We start from the raw sequence: 18,306 nt of genomic DNA, 5'->3' as shown, positions 1-18,306 counted from the left end.
GTTATCAGGAAACCAGCGATAATGTCTGTTGTTTCCCGGCCTGTACTTGCGCCAGCCATTGGGCAATGCGCTGTTTCTGTGCATCGTCCAGAGCCATACCTAACTTGGTACGGCGCCAAATTGCATCATCCAGTTCAACAACCCATTCTTTTTCAACCAGATAGCGCAATTCTGCTTCGTATAAGCCATGGCCGAAATGTTCACCCAAGCTTTCGATACTGGTCGCTTCTGCCAAAATTAGTTCGCTATGGCTACCATAGGTATGGGTATAGCGGCGGGCCAACCCTTCAGGTAACCAGTTATAGCGATGGCGCAACTGAACAGTATAGTTATCACGGCTGCCGCCAAGATCCCCGCCCGGTAACGCGCCAGTCTTGGTCCATGCCGGGCCAACATTCGGATAGTAGCCAGACAGTTTTTCCAGCGCGTGTTCTGCCAGTTTGCGATAGGTAGTCAGTTTGCCGCCAAATACAGAGAGCAGTGGCGCTTTACCGTCTTCATCGGCTACATCCAACGTGTAGTCGCGGGTGACGGCTTGTGGTGAATCTGATTCATCGTCACATAGCGGGCGCACACCTGAGTAGGTCCACACGATATCGTCGCGACCCAACTGTTTTTTAAAGTGATCGTTATACACTTTCAGCAGGTAATCGATCTCTTGTGAGTCGATTTTCACCTCTTTCGGATCACCGTGGTATTCCACGTCTGTGGTGCCGATGATGGAATATTCATCTAACCACGGAATGACGAAAACAATACGGTGGTCTTCGTTTTGCAGAATATAGGCCTGCGGCTGATTATGAACCCGTGGTACGACAATATGGCTGCCTTTGATCAAGCGAATGCCATAAGGTGATTTCAGCTTCAGGCCGTCGTCGAAGAATTGCTTAACCCACGGGCCGGTGGCATTTACCAAGCCTTTGGCCCGGCAGGTAAAGGTTTTGCCAGTATTCACATCAATGGCTTCAACCACCCATAGACCTTGTTCACGCCAGGCGCGAGTCACTTTGGTACGGGTGCGAACTTCACCGCCGCGCTCGACCACTTCTTGTGCATTCAGCACCACCAAACGGGCATCATCGACCCAGCAGTCAGAATATTCGAAACCGCGCACCAATTCTGGTTTCAATACCGATTCTGGTCCAAAACGCAGCCCTTTACTGGCAGGCAAACTGGTACGTTTGCCCAAGTGATCGTACAGGAACAAACCGGTGCGGATCATCCAGGCTGGGCGCAGGTGGGGTTGATGCGGCAAACGAAAACGCATTGGAAACGCAATATGCGGTGCCAGTTTCAATAATACTTCACGTTCGGCCAGTGCTTCACTTACCAGACGGAATTCATAGTGTTCCAGATAGCGCAGACCACCGTGGATAAGTTTGGAGCTGGCGGAAGACGTAGCACAGGCCAAGTCTTGCGCTTCCAGCAGCAGAACGGACAGGCCACGCCCTGCCGCATCAGCAGCGATACCGGCACCATTAATGCCGCCACCGATCACGATCAAGTCTTTGGTTTCCATGCTTCCTTCCTCCAGATGTTCGGAATAGCTCTTTAATGTTCGTTTTCGCTCACGATTGTAATCAAAAACCAACAAATAAGCCAAGAGTTAACCAAAAAAAAACATTCCCCCGTGATGGAGGTAACAATTTTGTTATCAAAATGTGGGAGGAAGGACTGGATTTGGATTTGGTGATTAGGTTTGGTGATTAGGTTTGGTTGTTCGGTGTTCTGTGGTCCGATTCGGTTGTTAGATCACTTGAGTTGACTTAACAACCGCACCGGATCACCAAAACTAAAATTTAACGACTAACACAACTCCAATTGAACCTGATGCTGCTCAATAATCTTCATCACACTCGGAGGAGGCGCCTGATCAGTAAACAGATAATCAATCAAATTCATGTTCCCCAAATTCACCATCGCGTTACGGCCAAACTTGGAGTGGTCGGTCACCAGCATCACACAACGGGAGTTCTCGATAATCGCTCGCTTGGTACGCACTTCATGATAATCAAACTCCAAGAGCGAGCCGTCCATATCAATACCACTGATGCCGAGGATGCCGTAATCAAGACGGAACTGAGAGATGAAATCCAGTGTGGCTTCACCAATAATCCCGCCATCGCGGGTACGAACTTCACCACCTGCCAGAATCAGCCGGAAATCCTCTTTGGCCGTTAGCAAGGTAGCAACGTTAAGATTATTGGTTACTACCCGTAGCCCCTTATGGTTCATCAGCGCGTGGGCGACCGCTTCTGGCGTCGTGCCGATATCAATAAACAGTGTTGCACCATCGGGGATCTGGCTGGCAACACGCTGGGCAATACGCGCCTTTTCTTCTGACCACATCACTTTACGATCGTTATAGGCGGCATTAACCGAGCTGGAAGGAAGTGCTGCACCACCATGATGGCGATGAATTTTGTTTTGGTCAGCCAAATCATTCAAATCACGCCGGATGGTTTGTGGGCTAACGGCAAAATGTTCTACTAACTCTTCAGTACTGACGTAGCCTTGTTGGCGTACTAATTCAATAATCGCATCATGCCGCTGCGTTTGCTTCACGGTAATCCCCTAATGCGCCTGGTTGCTCCAGGCGGTTATTGTGTGGTTCTTACGCTGCTGCGCGTATCCCAAAATGCCATTAATAACCCAATAATCAAACCTGAAACGTGAGCTGCATTAGCAATCGACAAACCTAAAACATCGAAATAACCGGCAATCAGCCAGAGAACAGAAAAAGCCATTAAACCTCTTGGCAACGAGATACCGCGCTCAGGTGCGCGTTCGCCGGTCAGCCAGACATAACCCATTAAGGCATATACCACACCAGACAGACCGCCAAAATTCACACCGCTAAACAGCGATTGCCCCCAGCCGCTGAACAGGGCCGAAACAACAGTTAATACCAGCAATTTACCGGTGCCAAGCCGTTTTTCCATTTGCCCTGCCAGATACCACCACCACATCAGGTTAAACAAGATATGCAGTAGCGAAAAGTGTAAAAAACCATGGCTGACCCAACGCCAAAGTTGTAGGTATTGGCTCTCGTCACGGGGCCAGGCAAGCCATGACATCACCGCCGCATCGCCGACAATCTGCATCAGAATATAAATGGCGATGCACAGCACCATGACACTCAATGTCAGTGGGCCGGCCTGACTGCGCAGCGTCTGCAAGTAGGAAAAGCGCTGATAGGATAAATTTGAGTGTAAATTACCCGATTGCCAGCTTGCGGCCTGATAGCGTGGATTGAGTGGCTCCAGCAAAAACTGCTCCAGCTCCTGCTGTACCAAGGGCAATTGCTCGTCATCGGCGAGCCAGATCTCTGCACCCTGAGTATCAGGCCGAACTTCCAAGACCACATTGCGAGTGGCCATATAATCCACAAAGGCCTGCGCCAGGCGCGGATTAGAGATTGCTATTACACGAATCATATTGCCCATTACCGTCTATACCTTTCGTATCTGAAGCCGCAGGGTTGTAAGCGGTGTTCGCTTGTTGCCTACCTGCAACACTAATGATTTTGGGTATAGATATTATGAATGCGATTAAAGTGCTTAAAAATATCACAATCTGGTCGGCTGTGGCGAATCGCAAGCTACAAACAGATAACAAAATCAGACATTTTCACGAATGATTTCTTGCGGATAGCCTTTGGCCCAAGCCTCAAAGCCACCGTCAATACTGTAAACCGCCTCAAAGCCTTGCTGGAGCAAATATTGCGCTGCCCCTTTGCTGCTATTGCCGTGGTAGCACATCACCATCACCGACTGTTCAAAATCAGTTTGCTGCATAAAGGTATGTAGGCTGTTATTGGTCAAATGGAACGCAGTGGGTGCATGGCCCGCCTCATAACTCTGTGGATCGCGGATATCGACTAATACGGCGGTATTCTCTTTCAGGTGGCGATGAGCCTGCTCAACACTGATGGTTTCAAACTGTTCCATTTTTCTTTACCTTACAAAAATGCATTTAGAGAGAAAATGCCAATGCGCGATTATAATCATTTTTTAGCTGATAAATACCAGACTAACTGTAATGTTATTATTGTCTCTAGTTCAAATGCAATATATTGTGTTTTTTTATAGAATTAATAAATTGAATCTATTGTTATTAATATATATGGCTTGTTTGGAATAAAGCTATTCCGTTTATCAAGTGCATAATATCAGACTGCTATTTATAATGATAATATTAAGGTGGAGAAAAAGAATACCTGTTTCAATACTAACCCGATATTAAAGTCATTGCTGAGATTCATTAAATATTTCAATGAGGTGGGGATTTTTGCTGTAAAAATGAAATGAAAGAATATATGGCTGTTTTTCACTTGTCTTTTCAATCACGAGATGTTGTTTCAATCCCCAAGGATATTAAAAAATCAACAGTTATAGCTGATAATATTATTAATATAAAAATATTATTGCCAAAGACCACTGACCGCAACAACATTCGTTTAATGTAAATTGCAGTACAGTGGTAACTTATTGCTATAACTAGAAAAAATAATCAAACATAACCCATCATCTGTAGCAAACGCTGTGCCTGTTGTACCGCTTCCTGGCGGTGAGCAACACCCAGTTTTTGATATAAATTACGGATATGGGTTTTAATGGTGGTAGCTGCCACTTCCAGCTCACCGGCGATTTGTTCATTACTGTAACCGGAGTAAATCAGCCCCAATACCTGCCATTCGCGCTGGGTTAGCGGGCTGGTACGGATCAGTTCCGGTACTTGCGGGTGAGTTAGCAGTTTATCGACAAATATCTCATCAAAATGGGCAAATTTATGCCGATGGTGCTGGTTAATATCTTTCAGTATTCGCTGAGCGCGGTGCTGCTCCAATTCAGGTAACGCATTAAGCTGAATCAGTTGGCGCAACTGCTGCGCCATAACTTCACCTTCAATCACGAAATGGCTGATGAAACCAGTGCGGTTAGCCAATGACAGTGATTCAATTAGCGCTTTCTGGGCCTCGCTTTTACGTTCGGTTTGCCAGTAAAGAATATTGCTTAACAACAGATTACGGTTGAGGTCACTGGTTAAACGGAGGCGGCGGGCATTTTCGTTCAGTTCATCCAATACCACTTCGGCTTCATTAAAGCGCCCCAGCATGATCTGTATTCGCGCGATATTGCGCCACTGCCCCTGTAAAAAGTGATTATCCGCCATCCCTGGTTTTTCTGCCTGGCGCAGCCAATTTGCGGCGGCGACTTTGTCCCCGGTCATCTGCCAGTGAATAACCCGTGGCTTATCGGCATTGGTTATCCAGTCGAGATGATACTGGCTGCCGTGTTGCAGGGCTTCGCAACGCTGGATATACATATTGGCGTTATCCAGATCGCCACGCGCCAGTGAACATTTTGCCAGCATCGCCAAACACTGCAATTGCTGCTGGGGTTGGTAATTGACCAGAATCTCGATGCCTTTGCGTGCCGCTTCTTCAGCTTCATCCAGCCGTGACCACGACCATAAGATTTGCGAGCGAATACGCAGCAGGAATTCATGCATCGGCAACTGCTCAAGGTGTTGTTCATGAATCAAATCAAAGGCTTTATCTTGCGTTTCATAAGCGGCTTGCAGGAAACCTTGCGCAATCAGGATTTCGCTCTGTTGTAGCAATGCCCATAAGGCATAGTGATAGGCTTCGTGGCGGCGTGCCATTTGCTCGGTTTGCTGCATCATGGGCAGTGCACGGCTTAGCTCCCCTTTACAGTGATGAACTTCACCGGTTACGGAAGTGGCCACAATACGGCTATAAAAGTTCGCCATCGGCAGATATTTCAGCGCATCAGTTGCCAGTTTTTCGGCTTCATCCGGTTTACCGGCATTGATAGCCACCTGAGCACGCAGGGCATCAAACTCAGCGCGTAAAATCTCATCGATAGGAATTTTGCGCTCTTGCATTGCCGATTCAGCGCGTTCGAGCAGAGTATTCACCTCACCATAACGGTGTTGGCTTTGCGCCAGCCAGGCTTGTAACAGTGCCAGTTCTGGATTCTGTACCAATAAAGAGTAAGGCAGGGCGACCAGACATTGCTCTAGCAGCGCCAACTCACTGTGGTTAAACAGCGTCCAGGCATGTTGCAGTAAAATATCACGTAACATGCCAACATCACCTGCGGCCAACGCATGGTGGATTGCTTCAGCCGGGTAGCCCAGCGCCATCCAGCCTTCAGCGGCTGAGTGATGCAATTCCGGTAACTCTAACGCCAATTCCCACTGGCAGCGCTGGCGCAAGAAAGTGGCAAATAGTGGGTGGAAGCAGAACCATTCACCACTATCATCCATACGATGAATAAATAGCCCTTGGCGCTCCAACTCTTCCAGCCGTTGCTGACCGTTATCTTCTCCGGTCAGGCGCACAATCAGGGCATCATTCATGGAACGTAATACCGAGCAACGCAGTAGAAAAGCACGGGAATTGCTATCCACCTGATCCAATACTTCATCGACCAGATAGTCTGACAAATGGCTGGCATTTAACCCTGCCAGACGTTTTGCCGATTTTTGCGCGGATGAGTTGGGTTGACGCGATGACAGTGCTATCAGTTGCAGCGCAGTGGCCCAGCCTTCAACTTCATCACACAAGCGGCTGCTATCACCTTGTTCCAGTGGTACGGACAGGCGGCAATCAAAAAATTGCTGCGCTTCCTGATGATTAAATGCCAGTTGCTGCATGCCTAATTCCAGCAACTGGTCGCGCACCCGCAGGTTAGCAATTCCCAGGGGTGGCAAGGTGCGGGATAGCAGGATCAGCGTCATATTTTCTGGCTGATGTCGCAGGAAGAAGCGCATAGCTTCATGAATAGCGTCATTGGTAATCAGATGATAATCATCGATAACCAGATAAAGCGGGCCGTCCCAATCGGACAACTCAATAAATAATTGCGCGAACAGCGCTGAAAGGCTGGCGTATTGATGCTTTTGGCTGAGCGCTTCACTTTTACTGCAATGGCCGCCAGTTGCTAACTGCACAGCAGCAATCAGATAAGAGGCGAAACGCTCTGGCTGATTGTCACTTTCATCCAGTGAATACCAGCCAAGATCAGATTGGTCGGCTGCCCACTGAGCGATCAAGGTCGTCTTGCCGTATCCTGCCGGGCAATTGATTAATGTCAAACGATAGTTCGCGACACCTGATAATTTAACCAACAAGCGGTCGCGTATCACGGTATTTTGCAGCCGTACCGGGCGGCTCAGTTTTGAGGGGATCAGCATGCTGTGTCCGGTTTAACTAATATCCGGTGAGAAGACGTCCTGGCGATTGATATGTCCATTTGTAATGAAATGTTACAGGCATTCATAAGAGTAATTATTTTTAGCCTCGTAATTAATCAGCACTGCTAAGGTCTGATAACGGCCATATTATTGCAATAGAGTTAATGTTTCCTATGGCTGTAAGTTGCACCGGATCACAATTTTAGCTACGCCCTGCGACTCATCCCCAGCTAATCCCCCGGCAGGATGATGCTCTTGCCCGTTCTCATTGGCAGGATAAGGGTAAAATTACCCCACTCACAGGATAGAGACTCCCTATGTCACAGCCTACGCTTAAAAAGGACGATTTCCTGGCCGCACTGACCCGCCAGTGGCAGCGCTTTGGCCTAACTTCAGCTCAGCAAATGACTCAACACCAATGGTGGGAGGCTGTCAGCGCGGCGTTAGCCGAACAATTGGCGGCTCAGCCTGCACCAGGCAAACCCCAGAAAGTCCAACGGCATGTTAACTACATTTCAATGGAGTTCTTAATTGGTCGTTTAACGGCAAACAACCTGATTAATCTGGGTTGGTATGATCAAGTCGAGGCGTTGCTGGCCGAGCAGCAAATTAACCTGTGTGACTTGCTGGAGCAGGAAACTGATCCTGCGTTGGGCAATGGCGGTCTTGGGCGTTTGGCGGCCTGTTTCCTTGATTCGATGGCAACCGTTGAGCAACCCGCCACCGGTTATGGGTTGAATTATCAATACGGTCTGTTCCGCCAATCTTTCAGTGAATGTAAACAACAGGAAGCCCCAGACAACTGGCAGCGCGAGAGTTATCCGTGGTTCCGCCACAATGCCGCGTTGGCGGTTGACGTCGGTTTTGCTGGCAAGTTAGAAAAACTCGCTGATGGCCGTCAGGTATGGCGTCCGGCCTTCACCTTGCGTGGTGAAGCTTGGGATTTACCGGTGCTGGGTTTTCGCAATGGTGTTACTCAACCGTTGCGTCTCTGGCAGGCGACTCATCAACATCCATTTGATTTAACTAACTTTAATGATGGGAAGTTCCTGCTGGCCGAAAAAAATGGCGTTGAAGCAGAAAAACTGACCAAAGTATTGTATCCAAACGATAACCATCTGGCCGGCAAACGTCTGCGCCTGATGCAGCAATACTTCCAATGCGCCTGCTCGGTGGCGGATATTTTACGTAAGCACCATCTGGCTGGCCGTAAACTGGCTGAATTACCGGACTATGAAGTTATTCAACTGAATGATACTCACCCGACTATCGCTATTCCTGAAATGTTGCGAGTGCTGCTGGATGAGCATCAGCTAAGCTGGGATGCGGCGTGGGCGATCACCAGTAAAACCTTCGCCTATACCAACCACACGTTGATGCCTGAAGCACTTGAATGTTGGGATGAGAAATTGGTGCGTAGTTTGTTGCCACGCCATTTTGTCATCATCAAGCAAATCAATGCGCAGTTTAAAAAGGTGGTGGATAAGCAATGGCCAGGGGATGAAGCGGTGTGGGCCAAGCTGGCGGTTCATCATAATAAACAGGTGCGAATGGCCAATTTGTGTGTGGTCAGTGGCTTTGCCGTCAACGGTGTAGCGCAACTGCATTCTGATTTGGTTATCAAGGACTTGTTCCCTGAATATTATCAATTATGGCCAAATAAATTCCATAATGTTACTAATGGTATTACGCCGCGGCGTTGGTTGAAACAATGTAATCCGGCATTATCTGGCCTGATTGATGACACGCTGAAAGTGGAATGGGCGAATAATCTGGATGCATTAGCCGGGCTTGAGTCTTATGCCGAAGATAAGGCTTTCAGGGGCCGTTATCAGCAGATCAAATATGATAACAAAGTTAAGTTAGCTGAATATATTAAACGCACCATGGGGCTGACCATTAACCCGGAGGCCATTTTTGATGTGCAGATTAAGCGGTTACATGAATATAAGCGTCAGCATTTGAATCTGTTACATATTCTGTCGCTCTACCGCCAGATCCGTGACAACCCAAATCTGGATATCGCACCGCGTGTGTTCTTGTTTGGTGCCAAAGCCGCACCTGGTTATTATTTAGCTAAGAATATCATTTATGCGATCAATCAGGCTGCGGATAAGATCAACAATGATCCGATCGTCAAAGATCGCCTAAAAGTGGTCTTTATCCCTGATTATCGGGTTTCAGTTGCAGAATTGATGATCCCAGCGGCGGATGTGTCCGAGCAGATATCAACCGCCGGTAAAGAAGCCTCCGGCACTGGCAACATGAAACTGGCACTGAATGGTGCATTGACGGTGGGCACCCTCGATGGGGCTAACGTTGAAATTGCCGAGCAGGTGGGTGACGAAAATATCTTTATATTCGGTAACACCGTGGAGCAGGTAAAAGCCATTTTGGCGAAAGGTTATAAGCCGCAGAAGTATCTTAAAGCCGATGCGCACCTGAAAAGCATTCTGGATGAGTTGGCCAGTGGTGCGTTCAGCCAGGGTGATAAACATGCATTTGACATGATGTTGCATAGCCTGTTGGAAGGGGGTGACCCTTATCTGGTATTGGCTGATTTTGCCTCATATTGTCAGGCACAGCAGCAAATTGATGCCCTGTATCGCGATAAGGATGAATGGACCCGCCGTACCATTCTTAACACTGCCCGTGTAGGGATGTTCAGTTCTGACCGTTCAATTCGTGATTACCAATCACGGATCTGGCAAGCCAAACGTTAAGGAGAAGACTGCATGGATCGTAAATCGCTCGATCAAGCAGCAACACTGGCAGGGATAGCCGCCAGCTACATTAATGCTCATGGTAAGCCGCAGGCTATTTTGCCGGAAACCAAGCAGCAGTTGTTGGCGGCCATGGGGCGTACCTACGTGCCTCAGGACACCCAGACAGAAAGTGCACCACTACCGGTGGTGAAAGTATTTACTTTTGGTAGCCCAATGCAGCTACCAATGGCGGGTTCAGGCGATTATCACTGGCAATTACAGACAGAAAAAGGTGAGTTGCATCAGGGGCGTATCAGTGCAAAAAAGACACTGACATTGCCCTCTTCTCTGCCGCAGGGTTATCACCGTTTGATTCTTGAACAAGGCTTACAACAGTGGCAGTGTTCAATTATTGTGGCACCGAAACGTTGCTATGAGCCAGATGCGTTGCTGGCCGGGAAAAAGTTATGGGGCGCTTGTGTGCAGCTCTATACCCTGCGTTCCGAACGCAACTGGGGTATCGGTGATTTTGGTGATCTTAGCCAGATGTTGGAGCAAGTGGGCGAGCGTGGTGGTGCCTTTATCGGTTTGAATCCGATTCATGCGCTGTATCCGGCTAATCCACAGAGTGCTAGCCCCTATAGCCCCTCGTCAAGACGCTGGCTAAACGTGGTTTATATCGACGTGAACCGCGTGGATGAGTTTCAGCATAGCGAAGCGGCGCAACTCTGGTGGCATCAGCCAGAAACGCAACAGGTGCTGGCTGAAGTTCGGGCTAATGAGTGGGTTGATTATCCGCAGGTCATGCAACTTAAATTGATGGCGTTGCGTTTGGCATTCCCGCTGTTTACTGCCCGTAAAGCAAAAGATGCACGGATGCAGGCATTCCACCAGTTTGTGGAACAAGGCGGTCGTAGCCTGCATCAACAAGCCGCTTTTGATGCGCTACATGCGCATTTGAGTGCACAAGACCCAATGATGTGGGGCTGGCCGGTGTGGCCAGAAAAATACCGTGATGGGCACAGCACTGCGGTGGCTGATTTTTGCCGCGAATACGCGAGTGATGTGACCTTCTATCTATGGTTACAGTGGTTGGCCGCCACTCAGTTTGATAGCTGTTTTCGCAACAGCCAGTCACGAAAAATGCCGATTGGCTTATACCGCGATTTAGCCGTTGGTGTGGCTGAAGGCGGTGCTGAAACTTGGTGTGACCGCGAGTTATATTGCCTGAAAGCCTCGGTAGGGGCTCCGCCTGATATTTTAGGGCCGCTGGGCCAGAACTGGGGGTTGCCGCCAATGGACCCGCACGTCATGGTTGCGCGTGCCTACCAACCCTTTATCGATTTACTGCGCGCTAATATGACCAGTTGTGGCGCTCTGCGTATTGACCATGTGATGGCCTTATTGCGTCTGTGGTGGATCCCCTATGGGCAGACTGCCGCTCAGGGGGCTTACGTTAAATATCCGGTCGATGATCTTTTGGCGATATTGGCGCTGGAAAGTCAGCGTCATCACTGCATGGTGATTGGTGAGGATTTAGGCACGGTACCCGTAGAAATTGTGGCTAAGCTGCGTGACAGTGGGGTGTATTCCTACAAAGTGCTCTATTTTGAGCATGACAGTGAGAATACCTTCCGTGCGCCGCAGTCTTATCCGGCACAGGCGATGGCCACCATTACGACCCACGATTTGCCGACCTTACGGGGCTATTGGCAAAGTGATGATCTGACGTTGGGGAATAAGCTGGGGTTATATCCAGACCAACAGATATTGAAGCAGCTTTATCTTGATCGGGAACGGGCTAAGCAAGGGTTATTGGAAGGGTTACATCACTATGGCTGCCTGCCAAAGAGGGTAGGTCACAAAGCGTCACTCCTCTCGATGAGCCCAGTCCTTAACCGAGGATTACAGCGCTATGTTGCCGACAGCGCCAGCGCATTACTGGGTTTGCAACCAGAAGATTGGTTGGATATGGCGACGCCGGTAAACATTCCTGGTACCAGTGAGGAGTATCCAAACTGGCGGCGTAAATTGACCACGACGTTGGAAGAGATGTTTGCTGACAGCCAGATTAATCGTTTATTGAAGGATTTGGATAAGCGGCGTAAGAATGTGTCGGCGGGGTGATAAGGGGAGGGAATCCCTCAGTAGGCAGCCAATAAAGTGCTCGTGGCGGAGAGAACAGGCAGATCGTAAAGATGCCGTCAATACGCCCATGTAGGTTCGTGCCGCGCCATCCCTGGCGCGGACGCTTTACTCTTCTGCCTATCCTCACCGCTCCAGATTGAGTCATCTGGTTTTGTCAGCATTAAGAACAATATTATTCATTGGCGTTACAGCAAGGCAGCGAGCGAACAAATCCCGATGAGCTGACATCAGTCAGTGATTCGGGTGAGAGAGCGAAGCTAACACCGCTGTAGCGCCAAAGACGCAGGACAATTAGTAATAGCAGCGCTCAATTATTAGCCAAAGACGCAGGACAATTAGTAATAGCAGCGCTCAATTATTAGCCAAAGTCATTGGTGTTACAGCAAGGCAGCCAGCGAACAAATCCCGATGAGCTGACATCAGTCAGTGATTCGGGTGAGAGAGCGAAGCTAACACCGCTGTAGTGCCAAAGACGCAGGATAATTAGTAATAGGAATGCTCGCCGCGCTGATGCTCGGTCAAATCCCTCACACCTTTCAATTCTGGGAATTTCTGCAACAGCTCTTTTTCGATGCCTTCTTTCAGTGTGACATCAACCATAGAACACCCGTTACAGCCGCCGCCAAATTGCAGGATAGCCAATGCATCTGGTGTGATCTCCATCAGTGTCACACGGCCACCATGCCCTGCCAGTTGTGGGTTAATCTGCGATTGCAGAACATATTCAACCCGCTCCATCAATGGTGCAGTATCATCAACTTTACGCATTTTGGCATTTGGCGCTTTCAGTGTCAGTTGAGAACCTAGTTGGTCAGTGACGAAATCGATTTCAGCGTCTTCCAAATAAGGCTTGCTCATTTCATCAACATAAGCTGATAACTGCTCAAATTTTAGTACGGTATCTGTTGCTTCGACCGCATCCGGTGGGCAATAAGACACGCCGCATTCAGCGGTTGGTGTTCCGGGGTTGATAACAAATACACGGATTTGGGTGCCTTCTTCTTGATTTGCCAACAGTTTGGCAAAATGAGATTGTGCTGCGTCTGTTATTGTGATCATGGCATCTGCTCAATAGTTGACTATTCTTGTCGGTTATAATACGCCCATTGCTGGGGTGACTACAAGGTTCGGCAGATACACCACACCTGTAGAGAGGCAATCCCCTCGGACCATAGTAGATCAGCTATCTCATTCAGTGTACTACCCGTTGTTACGACATCATCCAGCAGCGCAATATGTTGCCCACGCAGAGACTGCGTACAGCGAAATATCCCCCGCATATTTTTACGCCGCGCGGTAGCCTTTAATCGCTGCTGCGGTGGTGTAGCCCGCACTCGCTGTAACGTCATATGACTGTAATGGCAACTAAGCCAGTGTGCCAATGGCTGTGCTAACAGGTCTGTTTGGTTATAGCCGCGCCGCCAACAACGCCAACGGTGTAAAGGCACACTAATGATTCTTTCTGGCCTGATAACCTTACCCTGACGGCAGGCATCGAGCCAGCGTAGCAATAGTAAACGGGCCAGTACCGGTGCTAATTGTGTGACGCCATTAAATTTGAGCTTTTTTATCAACCTGTTCAAGGGCGGGGCGTAATCGCTGACAAAGGTGATGCTTGCCCAGCGGGGTGGCGCATTAAGGCAGCGGCCACAAGGTAACGCGGTATTGGTGCAAGGCAAGCCGCAACGAGGGCAACAGGGCGGCAATTTAGGTAAATGGCGCTTGCAGTAACAACAAATACCGTGCCGTGGGTGATATAACGATTGTCGGCATAGCCAACACTGGCTGACGATTGTTAGCATGTACCTCTTCCTTGATAAGTGATGCATAACGGGGCTAAGGCGGCAGGATATTAACGTATGAAACAACTTTATTGGAACATCTATGGCGAAGGCGATTGCGATCTTGTGCTGCTGCACGGATGGGGGCTGAACGCCGAAGTCTGGCATTGCATAATTGATAGACTCGCACCGCATTTTCGTCTGCATTTGGTGGATCTCCCCGGTTATGGGCGTAGCAAAGATTTTGGTGCGATGTCACTGCCTGATATGGCAAAAATTGTCTTACAACAAGCGCCAGAGCAGGCTTTGTGGCTCGGCTGGTCGATGGGTGGGCTGGTGGCCAGTCAGATAGCCTTGACTCAGCCAGAGCGTGTGCGCGGGCTGATCACCGTCTCCTCCTCGCCATGTTTTACCGCACATGATGAATGGCCGGGGATTCGGCCGGAGGTCTTGGCTGGTTTCCAACAACAGTTAAGTGAAGATTTTCAGCGTACGGTTGAGCGTTTTCTGGCATTGCAAACTCTGGGGACGGCAAGTGCACGACAGGATGCCCGTTTATTGAAAGCGGTGGTGCTACAACACCAGATGCCGGCGGTAGAAGTGTTAATCGGTGGGCTAGATATTCTGCGTACTGCCGATTTACGGCCAGCACTGGTCGAGAGTGCTCTGCCCATGCTGCGTATTTATGGTTATCTGGATGGGTTGGTACCGCGCAAAGTCGCCTCGTTACTAGATAGCACCTGGCCGCATAGTCAGTCGGTAGTGATGAAGGGATCAGCGCATGCCCCCTTTATTTCTCATCCTGATGATTTTTCAAAATTACTTATCGACTTTTTAGCGCATGTTGACGCTAAAATCACACTGAAATAGCGAACTGCTACAGATTTAAGGCCTTAGCACATAGTGATGAATAGAATTTAATGTGCAATTTAATGGCTAAATATTAAATCTGCTTAATAATTAAGAAGGTTCAAATTGGCGCATCCCCGCGCACTAGCATGGGGAAAGCGTTTTCCTTAAGGTTGTGGGGGGCCACTGAGCGTGGCATCACATCAGTCAACTGTCATGAATTAAATCAATATCATCTTTGTTTTTCTCAATGTTTTTATACACATTAACTCTTTACTTGCGAGGTATTCGGTATGAATTTATTGAAAAATCTGGCTGTTGCTCTGGTTGTGACTGGGGTTTCTTTTGGCGCGATGGCGGCGAAAGAAATTACCAAAGAAGAAGCGAAAAAGTACGAGAAGATCGGCACTATCACCACGTCGGGTCAGGCAACATCGCCGATGGATGTGAAAGAAGAACTGTCAAAATTGGCTGACGAGAAAGGCGGTAAGTATTATGTGATTATCGCCGAGCGTGAGAAGAAGAAGTTTGACGCTAATGCCGATGTTTATAAGTAATAATAAGACAGAGATGCCCGGCGGGCATCTCTATTTCTGACTTAATGATGATTTTTTATCTGATAAATCACGATATTACAGTGATTATTTCCTTCAGGGCAACGCTTGCAACTGCCTGTCAGACACCCACGATTATCTTGTTCAATGCGTTCAATCTTGCCCATTGCCGTTAGCCTTTCCAGCATGGCCTCAACCAGAGGTAAAGGCGTTGCCAATTGCTGGCTTAGCTGATTCGCTCCTGTGCTGCCACACAGAGCGATGGCATCGCGTAGTTGTAGTAGGCTTGCCATTATGCCTCCTGTCGCAACAACAGTTGTTTGTTAGTGACAATCATTGCCAGCACTCTGACAACAATTCGCGGGCTTACTGTTTTGCAATCGGACGGTTACCCGGCTCCGCGCGCGGCGCAATCCAAACAAAATTAATACATTAACCATAATAACCACAGCCATAATCATTAGGCTTTGTGGCGGATGCTGGTGAAAGGTTGCTGCCTGATAGAACAGGGTTGCCAGTGAGTAGGCCACATTCAGCCCCCACAGAATTGAGAAGGTCATCCAGCCACGGCTGGTTTCCCGAGCGATAGCCCCCATGACCGAGACGCAGGGCACATAGAGCAACACAAATATCAGATAGCTATAGGCGGCAATGCTGGAACCGAATTTACTGCTCATCATGCCCATCGAACCGGCCGCCATTTCGCCATCACCTTTGCTGGCTTCAATGGGATTTGATAACACGCTAAGGCTAAAAGTATCTTTTAAACCCTGCCAGGTGATTTTAACTGCCCCCGCCAATTCGCCCGGTAAGTTGAAGCTCTCAGCATCAAAGGGCTCGTTCTTAATCTGCTCTGCGGTATAGAGGGTATTGAGTGTCCCTACCACCACTTCTTTTGCCATGGCACCGGTCACTAACCCTACGGTTGCCTGCCAGTTATCGCCATGGACACCCATGGGGGCCAGCAATGGCGTCAGCACTTTACTGACTGATGCCAGTGCTGAGTCATTGATGCTATCTACCGGTTTGCCACTGAAAGAGAAGCTGTTTAGGCCGCCGATGAAGATACTGGCGATGACAATCACTTTCCCAGCGCGCAGTACAAAACCTTTTAGCCGTTGCCAGGTTTGCAATAACAAGCTCTTGAGGTGGGGCACATGGTAAACCGGCAGTTCCATCACAAAGGGTGAGGCCTCGCCACGCATAATGGTGTATTTCAGCACCAGCCCGGTGAGAATGGCAACCGCGATGCCCAACAGATAGAGAGAGAAAACGATACTGGCCCCGTCCTGGCCGAAGAATGCCGCTGCGAAGACAGCAAAAATCGCCAGCCGCGCGCCACAGGACATAAAGGGAGCCATCATGATGGTGATCAGGCGTTCGCGTTGCGCATCCAGCGTTCGTGCACCCATGATCGAGGGCACATTACAGCCGAAACCGACAATCAGCGGTACAAAGGATTTACCCGGTAACCCCAGCGCTTGCATCAGCCGATCCATCACAAACGCGGCTCGGGCCATATAGCCGGAGTCTTCTAAAAAGGAGAGGAACAGGTACATCATGCCAATTTGTGGCACCAACGGCAGCACGGTATTAATCCCACCCCCTACGCCTTGAGCGAGGAAGATGGTCAACCACTGTGGGAAATGCAGGGTATAACCCACCCATTGCAGCCCCTGAATAAAGATAGCCGCAGAGCCAATATCAAAGATGGGCTGCAACGCACCACCGATATTGATGGCTAATACGAACATTAAATACATGACAAACAGAAAGATCGGTACACCTAACCAGCGATTAAGGATCACTTTATCAAGCGCTTGTGTCAGGCGGTTTGGTTCCGCTTGTTGCGAGTTACCGACCACATCACAGATGCGGGCAATACTTTGATAACGGGCATCGGCTATCACCAGTTCGGGATCTTCGTGTTGGCTTGCTCGCAGATTGTCGCGCGCCACTCCCACGATTGAGGGGGCGATGCCAGCACGTGCCAGGCTATAGATATCACCTTCCAATATTTGCAGTGCCAGCCAACGGCGCTGCTGCACTGGCCAGAACTCAGGCATGGCCTCTACCAACTTATCCACTTCACTGAGTAGCACTGGCGGGTAGTTAACCAAAGCCTTAAAGGGAACCGGCTGAAGCTCATCAATACTGCTTTTTAATTCATTGATACCCTGCCCACGGGTGGAGACCAGCGGAATAACCGGGCAGCCTAATTGCTGTGATAACGCATTGATATCAATATCGATATGCTGGCTTTTGGCAATATCCAACATATTGAGCGCCACAATACAGGGGATACCCAATTCAACCAGTTGCAGTGTCAGATAGAGATTGCGCTCCAGATTGACCGCATCAATAACATTAATCAGCAGGTCAGCTTCGCCACTCAAAATATAGTGACAAGCAATTTGCTCATCCAGCGAAGTTTGCTCAGAAATGGTGGTCAGGGAGTAGGTTCCCGGCAGGTCAACCAGTGTCACCTGATGCTGCGCGGTAGTGAAATGGCCTTCTTTGCGCTCCACCGTAACCCCGGCCCAGTTCCCCACCCGTTGACGGGCACCGGTTAACTGATTGAAAAGGGTAGTTTTACCTGCATTGGGGTTGCCGATCAGGCCGATTGTGAGTGCTTTCATGATCCAACGTGATATCAGTAAATTAAAATCAGACTACACAAGAGCGCTTTGACACACAGCCCGGCAGCCAAAATAGGATGTTGGCCCGTAATATTAGGGTTGCAGGTCCAGCGTAAGCAGGTCTAAGTCTTTTTTCCGTAGCACCAGACTGACCCGACGGGTTTCTATCTGTATGGGGTCACCTAATGGCGCCAGGCGGACAACATTAAATGAAGAGCCGGGTAGCATACCCAATGACAATAATTTCTGCCGGTAAGCCGGGCTGATTTCAGGCGAGAAACCAACAATTTTATAGGAACGCTGCGGGATAAGATGCATAGGAGCCTCTTGTTATTATGTTATTGGCGCACCAAAATTCAGAGTGATACGACTCTAAAGGGTAATAGATAGAATAATAATAGTAAGA

Annotated in this window: 14 protein-coding genes; 4 read left to right on the top strand and 10 right to left on the bottom strand. The window is 49.0% G+C overall.

Annotated features, from left to right (window positions below):
- Nucleotides 1-4: 4 nt before the first annotated feature.
- From glpD to malT, 5 genes are all read right to left on the bottom strand, one after another.
- Nucleotides 5-1,519 (bottom strand): glycerol-3-phosphate dehydrogenase, encoded by a 1,515-nt coding sequence (glpD, locus tag EL015_RS20450; protein WP_032906564.1) that lies wholly within the window; start codon nt 1,517-1,519, stop codon nt 5-7.
- A gap of 287 nt (nt 1,520-1,806) precedes the next feature.
- On the bottom strand, nt 1,807-2,565 hold the full coding sequence (locus tag EL015_RS20445; protein WP_005186048.1) for a DeoR/GlpR family transcriptional regulator: 759 nt from the start codon (nt 2,563-2,565) through the stop codon (nt 1,807-1,809).
- 35 nt (nt 2,566-2,600) lie between these two features.
- Entirely contained in the window at nt 2,601-3,437 is an 837-nt protein-coding gene (gene glpG, locus EL015_RS20440; protein WP_032906613.1) for a rhomboid family intramembrane serine protease GlpG, read from the bottom strand.
- Nucleotides 3,438-3,620: 183 nt separating this feature from the next.
- Nucleotides 3,621-3,950, bottom strand: a complete 330-nt coding sequence (glpE, locus tag EL015_RS20435; protein ID WP_005186054.1) for a thiosulfate sulfurtransferase GlpE — start codon at nt 3,948-3,950, stop codon at nt 3,621-3,623.
- 562 nt (nt 3,951-4,512) lie between these two features.
- A complete protein-coding gene (malT, locus tag EL015_RS20430; protein ID WP_005186065.1) occupies nt 4,513-7,224 on the bottom strand; it encodes an HTH-type transcriptional regulator MalT in 2,712 nt (903 codons plus the stop codon).
- 317 nt (nt 7,225-7,541) lie between these two features.
- Here malT and malP point away from each other — a divergent pair, with 317 nt between their 5' ends.
- Both malP and malQ read left to right on the top strand, forming a co-directional pair.
- The gene (malP, locus tag EL015_RS20425) at nt 7,542-9,947 is read left to right on the top strand and encodes a maltodextrin phosphorylase (protein WP_005186068.1); all 2,406 of its coding nucleotides are present in this window, start codon (nt 7,542-7,544) and stop codon (nt 9,945-9,947) included.
- Between the two features lie 12 nt (nt 9,948-9,959).
- Complete coding sequence (gene malQ / locus EL015_RS20420; protein ID WP_005186071.1) at nt 9,960-12,056, top strand: 4-alpha-glucanotransferase; 2,097 nt, start codon at nt 9,960-9,962, stop codon at nt 12,054-12,056.
- 504 nt (nt 12,057-12,560) lie between these two features.
- Here the strand turns inward: malQ and nfuA are convergent.
- Both nfuA and gntX read right to left on the bottom strand, forming a co-directional pair.
- Nucleotides 12,561-13,136: a Fe-S biogenesis protein NfuA gene (gene nfuA, locus EL015_RS20410; protein ID WP_005186074.1), complete on the bottom strand. Its 576-nt coding sequence runs from the start codon at nt 13,134-13,136 to the stop codon at nt 12,561-12,563.
- Nucleotides 13,137-13,195: 59 nt separating this feature from the next.
- Entirely contained in the window at nt 13,196-13,879 is a 684-nt protein-coding gene (gene gntX / locus EL015_RS20405; RefSeq protein ID WP_032906566.1) for a DNA utilization protein GntX, read from the bottom strand.
- Nucleotides 13,880-13,936: 57 nt separating this feature from the next.
- Between gntX and bioH the strand changes: the two genes are divergently transcribed.
- Nucleotides 13,937-14,728 (top strand): pimeloyl-ACP methyl ester esterase BioH, encoded by a 792-nt coding sequence (gene bioH, locus EL015_RS20400; RefSeq protein ID WP_032906567.1) that lies wholly within the window; start codon nt 13,937-13,939, stop codon nt 14,726-14,728.
- Between the two features lie 272 nt (nt 14,729-15,000).
- The gene (locus EL015_RS20395) at nt 15,001-15,264 is read left to right on the top strand and encodes a YdgH/BhsA/McbA-like domain containing protein (RefSeq protein WP_005186084.1); all 264 of its coding nucleotides are present in this window, start codon (nt 15,001-15,003) and stop codon (nt 15,262-15,264) included.
- A 41-nt stretch (nt 15,265-15,305) separates the two neighbouring features.
- Here EL015_RS20395 and EL015_RS20390 read toward each other — a convergent pair whose 3' ends face one another.
- The 3 genes from EL015_RS20390 to feoA all read right to left on the bottom strand — a co-directional run bounded on the left by EL015_RS20390 (nt 15,306) and on the right by feoA (nt 18,218).
- Complete coding sequence (locus EL015_RS20390) at nt 15,306-15,554, bottom strand: FeoC-like transcriptional regulator (RefSeq protein WP_005186087.1); 249 nt, start codon at nt 15,552-15,554, stop codon at nt 15,306-15,308.
- 30 nt (nt 15,555-15,584) lie between these two features.
- On the bottom strand, nt 15,585-17,900 hold the full coding sequence (gene feoB, locus EL015_RS20385; RefSeq protein ID WP_005186091.1) for a Fe(2+) transporter permease subunit FeoB: 2,316 nt from the start codon (nt 17,898-17,900) through the stop codon (nt 15,585-15,587).
- Between the two features lie 93 nt (nt 17,901-17,993).
- Nucleotides 17,994-18,218, bottom strand: a complete 225-nt coding sequence (feoA, locus tag EL015_RS20380; protein WP_005186094.1) for a ferrous iron transporter A — start codon at nt 18,216-18,218, stop codon at nt 17,994-17,996.
- Between the last annotated feature and the right edge of the window lie 88 nt (nt 18,219-18,306).

The sequence above is a fragment of the Yersinia intermedia genome (assembly GCF_900635455.1).
In the GTDB taxonomy this organism is placed as follows: domain Bacteria; phylum Pseudomonadota; class Gammaproteobacteria; order Enterobacterales; family Enterobacteriaceae; genus Yersinia; species Yersinia intermedia.
The sequence above is the reverse complement of the archived record's forward strand: the minus strand, read 5'-3'. Positions and strand labels throughout refer to the sequence as shown.